This window comes from Streptomyces sp. IBSBF 3136 (assembly GCF_036815105.1).
GTDB lineage: Bacteria > Actinomycetota > Actinomycetes > Streptomycetales > Streptomycetaceae > Streptomyces.
In genome coordinates, this window is sequence record NZ_JAJSZC010000310.1 from 1 (window position 1) to 7,328 (window position 7,328).

Here is a 7,328-nt window from a genome sequence, read left to right on the forward strand (position 1 = left end):
GCTGCCGCCGCCACGAACCCCCTCGCCCCGTAGCCCCGTTGCCCTACCCTTGCCCCGTGACCTCTGCCGCCGCGCGCACCGCTCTGGATCTCACCTCCGGGCTGCCGGTCCCGGACCTCGAGGACCTCTACCGCGATCTGCACCGCCACCCCGAGCTGTCCCTGCGCGAGCACCGCACCGCCGGGCGGCTGGCGGGACGGTTGCGGGCGGCCGGGTTCGAGACGGCCGAGGGGGTCGGCGGCACCGGTGTCGCGGGGGTACTGCGCAACGGCGACGGCCCGACCGTGCTGCTGCGCGCCGACATGGACGCGCTGCCGGTGCGGGAGGAGACCGGGCTGCCGTACGCCTCGGAGACGGACGGCGTGATGCACGCCTGCGGACACGACCTGCACGTCACCTGGCTGGCGGGCGCGGCCGGGGCGCTGGCGGCCGGCCGGGAGACCTGGAACGGCACCCTGCTGGTCGTGGGCCAGCCCGCCGAGGAGACCGGGCAGGGCGCGCTGCGCATGGTCGAGGACGGACTGTACGAGCGCTTCGGGCGCCCGGACGTGCTGCTGGGACAGCACGCGGCACCGGGCCCGACGGGCCTGTACCCGCACGCGCCCGGCCTGATCATGTCGGCGTCGACCGACGTGGACATCGTGGTGCACGGCCGGGGCGGTCACGGCTCCCGCCCCGAGGCCACCGTCGACCCGGTGGTGACCGCCGCCCACCTGGTCGTCCGGCTGCAGACCGTCGTCTCCCGCGAACTGGCCGCCCGTGAGGCCGCGGTGCTGACCGTGGGCCGCATCGAGGCGGGCACCCGGCACAACATCATCCCCACCGAGGCCCGGATCGCGCTGAACCTGCGCACCCAGTCCGAGGAGGTGCGGACGAGGATGCTGGCCGCGATCCGGCGCATCGCGCGGGGCGAGTGCCTGGCCGCGGGCTGCCCGAGCGAGCCCACCGTCACCGTCGGCAACACCTTCCCGGTGACCGTCAACGACGCGGGCACCGACGCCGCGGTGGCCGCCGTGCACGGCGAGGTGTTCGGCGCGGCCACCGTGTTCGACCCGGGCCCGGCGATGGGCAGCGAGGACTTCCCGCAGCTCGCGCTCGGCTCGATCCCGTACTCGTACTGGTTCGTCACCACCACCCCGGCCGACGTGTGGGAGCAGGCGCCCGGCGAGACGCTCCCGGAGAAGTTCTCGGCGGTGCCGAGCAACCACAGCCCCCGCTTCGCGCCCGATCTGTCCACGGTCGTACCGGGGGTGCGGACCCTGGTCTCGGGGGCGCTCGCTTTTTTGTCAGTGGCATGACCTAGTCTTCGGCCCTGGTCTTCACCCACCCGCCACACACGGCGCACAGGGGACTCACAACACCGCCGTACGCGGGGCACCCACTTCTTCCTCATTCGTTCCGGGGGGTTCGAATCAGCGTGCGTATGCGCACCCTTCCGGCGGCCGCCGCACTGGCCGCCCTCTTCGGCTCGATGGCGCTCGCCTCGCCGTCCTACGCCGACTCCGACCGGCCGATCCCGGTCTGGGACGCCTCCGACACCGTGGTGGACGGCGCCCACCAGCAGCTCTTCCTCGCCGACCGCTACCACGACCAGATCGTCGTCACCGACGCCACCGGCAGGGTGACCCGCACGATCACCGGCCTGCCGCAGGTCAGGGACCTCGATCTGAGCCCCGACGGCAGCACCCTGTACGCGGCCGTCTACGGCGCCGACAAGATCGTCGCGATCGACACCACGAGCCTGGAGCGGACCGCCGAGTATCCGACCGGCACCGGCACCACCCCCTCGCACGTCGCCTACGCCGACGGCAGGATCTGGTTCGGCTACGGCGACCAGTGGGAGTCCGGGCTCGGCGTGGTCGACCTGACCGGCGAGACGCCGGCCGTCACCCTCGACCTCGGCGGCGCCCACGACTACGCCGGCCCGCCCATGGTGTACGCGGACCCGGACAACCCCGGCACGCTGCTCGCCCTGGACGCCGGCATCAGCTCCGGCCCGGTCATCGTCTACGACGTGTCCTCCGGCACCCCGGCGATCCGCGTCAGCGCGGACAAGGGCGGCTTCTACCACGACGCGGCGCTCACGCCCGACGGGCAGAACGTCGTGGTCGCCGGACCCGGCAACCGGGCGCTGACCGAATACCGGCTCTCCGACCTGGCCGAGGTGCGCACCTACCCGGTCAAGGACCAGCCGGAGACCGTGAGCATCGCCCCGGACGGCACGGTCGCGGCCACCGTCCTCGACACCGACGACGCCGGCGACACCTACGTCTTCACCAACGGCCCCGACAAGCCCAGCGTGCGCAACGTCAGCCACAACTGGATGCCGTGGGGCGCGCACGCGACGAGCTGGTCCGCGGACGGCACGAAGCTGTACGTGCAGACGGGTTCGCAGGGGTCCATGGCGCTGCACCGCGTCGACGAGCCCCGCAAGTACCAGGCCACGCTCACCGTCTCCGCCCCGACGAGCGCGCCCCGCGCCAAGTCGCTCACGGTCACCGGCAAGCTCACCGCCGGCCTGGCCCTGCCCTCGGGCACCCCGCTGAAGGTCACCCGCACCGACATGGAGTCGCCGAACGGCAAGTCCCTCGGCACCAGGGCGCTCGGCAGCGGCGGCAAGTTCAGCTTCACCGACACGCCCCCGTCCGGCGGCAAGGTGACGTACACGGTGACCTACGACGGTGACGCCACGCACACCGCGGCCAAGGCCGCCGACTCCGTCGACGTCTCCCGCGCCAAGCCGGCGCTGACGGTCGACAACAACGGCAAGGTGTACTCGTACGGCAAGGACGTGAAGTTCACGGCCCACCTCGGCACGACGTACAAGAACCGCACGGTGGAGATCTGGGCCGACCCCTTCGGCTCCGACAAGCCGAACAAGCTGGTGAAGTCCGGCAAGGTCAGCTCCGGCGGCAACCTGTCGGTCACCCTGGACCTGAAGCGGGACACCAAGGTCACCGCGAAGTTCGCCGGCGACTCCCGCTACCAGTCGCGGTCCGCCTCCAGCACGGTCGGGGCCAAGGTCAGCGTCTCCACGTCGGTGGCCAACCACTACAAGGCGAAGGGCGCCTGGGGCCACACGTACTACTTCTTCCACAAGAACAAGAACCCGATGTTCACCACGAAGATGCCGTACTACCCGCACCGCAAGCAGCGCTTCGACTTCCAGGTGTACTACCAGGGCAAGTGGTACCCCGGTGACTCGCAGTACTTCGCGCTCGGCACCGACGGCCGCTCCCGGGTCGAGGTGACCGGCAACCACAGCGCGGACGTCGGCTGGCGGTTCCGGATGCGCTCGGACTACGTCAACGGCTCGTCCGGGGACACGGTGAACTCCACGACGTACGGCTCCTGGAAGTACTTCACCTTCACCGGCTGAGGCCGCTACCGCGCCTGGAGCTGCCGCAGGTGCCGCTGGACGTTCTCCAGCGCGCCCTGCCGGCGGCCCGGCACCCGCGACCTCAACTCCGCCAGCGCGGGCCCGAGTTCACGGGCCCGCGCCGCGTCCTCGATGGACCCCCACTGATGGTGCGCCCGGTCCGCGGCCGCCTCCACGGCGGGCGCGTCCGGCGCCTGCCCGGCCGCCAGCCGCAGCCCGGCCACGGCCAGCCAGGCCCGGCAGCTGCGCACCGCGTCCCCGGCGAACATCGCCAGGTCGGCCCGTACCTCGGCCCAGTGCAGGGCGTCGTCCGAGGCCGGGCCGTTGACCCGCACCGCCGCCTGCTCGTGCCGGGCGGCGATCGTGTCCGCGTCGGCGTGCCGGCCGGCGCGTACCGCGGCGCTGATGGCGGCGTGCGGATCGCTCGGTGCGGGCGGCCGCGCGGTGAGCACGATGTTCGTCGCCACCTCGTCCGCGATCCGGGCCAGCGCCTGTTGGTGCAGCTCCGCCAGCGGCGGCCGGTGCCCGCTGCGCAGCAGCGTCGCCACCGTCCTCATGTACGACGGTTCGGCCAGGCCCCACCGGCCGGCCGGGGGCGCGATCCGGCCGTAGACCTCGGTGGTGCGGCCCGAGTCGAGCGGCCGTCCCGCCAGGTGCCGCCAGGTCTCCGCGTCCGTGTGCAGATCGACGAGGAGCGCCGTGGCGCCCGCCGGGCGCAGCCGCAGCTCCTCCCTGATCCAGTGCCAGGGCAGCGCCGTGTAGCGGACGGTGGACGGGGTCGTGCGGGCCAGCGCGAGATGGGGCAGGCGCTGGCGGCGGTCCAGGTGGAGCTGGCCGGTGACGTACACGGTGAGCGGTCCGGGCGCGGCCGCCGCGGCGCGCAGCCGGGTCAGGACGGCCTGCGGCTCCAGCGGGTCGGCGAGTTCCACGACGTTCGCCGTGTCGGTGCCCGACAGTATGGCGGGGGCGACCGCGGCCAGCACGGGCAGCACACCCGCCGCGTCCACCAGACGTCCCCGGCCCAGCGGCGAGGCCGCGAGCAGCAGCACGGTTCCGGGCATCGTCCCTCCCCTGTGGATCGCCTACAGCGAGCACCGTAACCGCTGCTGCCGCAAAGGCGCTTCTCAGGACGGCGAACGTCCCCCTACGGGGGCTTCGTTCACCATCCGCCGCACGGCGAAGACCGTGGTGTCGTCGCCGAGGTGGCCGCCGCTGTGCCGGAGCACACCGTCGCGGACCCGGCGCACCAGCCGCCGCGGCTGCGCCCGGCGGGAGTCGACCTCGACCGCCCGGGCCACCTCCCGGGCCAGCGGGTAGAACGTCCCGGCGGGGTCCCGGGCCTCGGTCACCCCGTCGGTCACCAGCAGCAGGGTCTCCTCGCGCCCCAGGGGCACCCGGTGCAGGTGCGGCCCGTCGCCCACGAGGTCGCCGTAGCCGAGGGGCAGGCCGTCGCCGCTCGGCAGGGCGCGGACGCCGCGCGGGCCGACGGCGAGCGGCGGCTCGTGCCCGAAGTTGACGAGTTCGACCGTGTCCGGGTCCTCCGGTGGGAAGCCCAGCAGGACCGCGGTGGCGAAGCGGTCGCCGTCCTCGCGGCCGAGCGCGGTGCTGTGCGAGCGGTGCCGGGACATGCGCACCTCAAGGCGCTCGGCGACGGTCGTCAGGTCAGCCTCGTGGTAGCCGGCCTCCCGGAAGGTGCCGAGCAGCGCGGCGGCGGCCTCCACCGCGCCCAGCCCCTTGCCCTGCACGTCCCCGACGAGGACCCGGGTGCCGTGCGGGCCGGGCTGGATGTCGTAGAAGTCGCCGCCGACCCGGGCGTCGACGTCCGCCGCCAGGTACACGCCCGCGTGCTCCAGGCCCGCCCAGCGCGGCGGCAGCGGCCGCAGGACGGTGCGCCGGGTGGTCTCGGCGATGTCCCGCATGTGCAGCATCTGCCGCTCGTGGCGCACCCGCACGACGGAGGCCAGCGTGGCCATCACTCCGCCGAGCGCGACCAGGACGAAGTCGGCCAGCCCGGCCTGGTACTCGCCGGGCCAGGCGCTGTCCACGAGGACGTAGGTCACCACCGACACCAGCGCGTACCCGGCGGTCGTCCACACCCCGCAGATCGCGGCGGCCGTACCGGGCACCAGGACGATCCAGGAGATGACGCGGAACCGTTCGCTGGTGTTGAAGTCCACGAGGGCGACGCCGACGAGCAGCAGCAGGGGCGGCACCCAGGCGATGCTCCGCCCGCGGACCCGCAGCAGCTGCCTCCGGGCGCGGTACTCCACCTCCGTCACGGCGGGCAGCCCTCCATGCCCCTCAGGCAAGCACGGGAACGCCCCGGCCGCATCCGGGCACCCGTCACCCTCCCGGCCGACTTGCCAGGGCGTCCCGCCAGGTGTGCCCTGGAACCGGGGGCGAGGAGAGAGAGGAGTGCTCTCATGGCTCAAGCGGCACCCGCGCCGGGCGGAATGCCCCGGACCACCCGTCCGGCCGTGACCACCGGCCCCCCACCGAACGTCTTCGACGAGCGCACCCACCGGATCGGGCGGCTGGTCGCACCGGTCCTGCTGGGCCTGGTCTACGGCTACTGGGCGGCGGCCAACCGCCGCAGCGGTGGTCCCATCACCGGCTGGAACCTGCTCTTCGGCTTCGTCACGGCGGTCGTGTTCGCGGCGGTGCTGATGGCGCTCCTCGCCTTCGCCCCGCGGCTGCGCCGGGAACTGCACGCCCTGGCCTGGACCGCGTTCTACGGCTGCTCGTTCGGGTTCCTGTACAGCCAGGCCGGTGAGTCGATCCTCAGGTCCATCGGTATGTCGCTGGTGATCGCGGCGGTCACCTTCGCCGTGCTCTTCTACCACTACTACACCCGCGAGGACGCGGCCGGGCACCGCGTCGGCTGAGCGCGCGGCACGCACGGGGCCCCGGCCGGACAGCGGCCGGGGCCCCCGCCCGTCCGGCCGGGGCGGCCGGGTGCGGCCGTCCGGCCCCGGCGTTCCCCCGAACGCGGGCGCACCGCTCGCGCACCGGCCCTTCAGGCCCTTGCCTGGGAGGGTGCCCCCACGTATCAGGAACGCGCTGTCGGCCGTACTGATCGTCCTGGCCTGCCTCCTCGTGCCGTTCGGCGCGCTGGCCGCCTGGGCGTCGTACGGACTCGCCGACACGGGCCGGTACGTCACCACCATGGCGCCGCTCGCCGCCGACCCGGACGTGCGGGAGGCGGTCGCGGAGACGGTCGGGGACGGCATCCTGCGCGAGGTGGACCAGAAGGTGGACGTGCGCCCGCTGCGCGGCTCGGTCGCCCCGTTCGTGCACGACGCGGTGCGCTCCTTCACCCAGACCCGCGCCTTCCGGCTGGCCTGGGACACCGGCAACCGGGTCACCCACGACGCGATCCTGCGCGCGCTGCGCGAGGAGGACCCGGCAGGCGACGCGGCCGGACGCCCGGTCACAGTCGACCTCGCGCCGGTCACCGCGCAGGTCAAGCGCCAGCTCACCCACGACCACATCCCGCTCGCCGCGCGCATCCCGGTGGAGCACACCGCGGTACCCGTGCTCCAGGCGGCCGAGGTGGCCCCGCTGAGGAAGGGATTCCGGGTGCTCGAAGTCGCCGGCTTCTGGCTGCCGGTCGCGGCCGTCGTCTTCGCCGTCGCCGGGATCGCGCTGGCCGTGCACCGCCGCCGCGCCGTCACCGCGACCGCGCTCGGTACGGCCCTGGGCGGCGCGCTGCTCGGCGTCGCACTGACCGTCGGCCGCGGCCTCACCCTCTCCGGCCTGCCCGCCGACGTCCCCCACCCGGCCGCGGGCGCGGTCTACGACGCCCTGACCGCCACCCTGCGCACGGTCTCCTGGCTCCTGCTCGCCCTCGGCCTGGCCGTGGCCCTCACCACCTGGCTCACCCGCCGTCTGCGCCTGCCCCGCCGAACCTCCCCGGAGCCCACGCCGTCCCCGCAGACCCGGCCCCAGC

The 7,328-nt window shown here is 73.9% G+C and carries 6 protein-coding genes; 4 read left to right on the forward strand and 2 right to left on the reverse strand.

Annotated elements, in window-relative coordinates; all coding sequences use genetic code 11:
* Window positions 1–56: 56 nt before the first annotated feature.
* Both V7E45_RS37075 and V7E45_RS37080 read left to right on the forward strand, forming a co-directional pair.
* Window positions 57–1,298, forward strand: a complete 1,242-nt coding sequence (locus V7E45_RS37075; protein WP_333778685.1) for an amidohydrolase — start codon at window positions 57–59, stop codon at window positions 1,296–1,298.
* Window positions 1,299–1,423: 125 nt separating this feature from the next.
* Complete coding sequence (locus V7E45_RS37080) at window positions 1,424–3,379, forward strand: Ig-like domain repeat protein (protein ID WP_333778686.1); 1,956 nt, start codon at window positions 1,424–1,426, stop codon at window positions 3,377–3,379.
* A 5-nt stretch (window positions 3,380–3,384) separates the two neighbouring features.
* Here V7E45_RS37080 and V7E45_RS37085 read toward each other — a convergent pair whose 3' ends face one another.
* Both V7E45_RS37085 and V7E45_RS37090 read right to left on the reverse strand, forming a co-directional pair.
* Window positions 3,385–4,440, reverse strand: coding sequence for a hypothetical protein (locus tag V7E45_RS37085; protein ID WP_333778687.1), 1,056 nt, complete (start codon window positions 4,438–4,440; stop codon window positions 3,385–3,387).
* Between the two features lie 63 nt (window positions 4,441–4,503).
* Entirely contained in the window at window positions 4,504–5,658 is a 1,155-nt protein-coding gene (locus V7E45_RS37090; RefSeq protein ID WP_333778688.1) for a PP2C family protein-serine/threonine phosphatase, read from the reverse strand.
* Between the two features lie 144 nt (window positions 5,659–5,802).
* On the opposite strand from V7E45_RS37090, the gene V7E45_RS37095 reads away from it, so the two are divergent.
* Both V7E45_RS37095 and V7E45_RS37100 read left to right on the forward strand, forming a co-directional pair.
* Window positions 5,803–6,264: a hypothetical protein gene (locus V7E45_RS37095; RefSeq protein ID WP_333778689.1), complete on the forward strand. Its 462-nt coding sequence runs from the start codon at window positions 5,803–5,805 to the stop codon at window positions 6,262–6,264.
* Window positions 6,265–6,415: 151 nt separating this feature from the next.
* Window positions 6,416–7,328: hypothetical protein (locus V7E45_RS37100; RefSeq protein ID WP_333778690.1), on the forward strand; the 913-nt coding region annotated here is incomplete at its 3' end.

Coding starts and splice junctions, on each gene's coding strand:
- V7E45_RS37080 (WP_333778686.1), top strand. CDS start 1,424: ATGCGCACCCTTCCGGCGGCCGCCGCACTGGCCGCCCTCTTCGGCTCG.
- V7E45_RS37085 (WP_333778687.1), bottom strand. CDS start 4,440: ATGCCCGGAACCGTGCTGCTGCTCGCGGCCTCGCCGCTGGGCCGGGGA.
- V7E45_RS37095 (WP_333778689.1), top strand. CDS start 5,803: ATGGCTCAAGCGGCACCCGCGCCGGGCGGAATGCCCCGGACCACCCGT.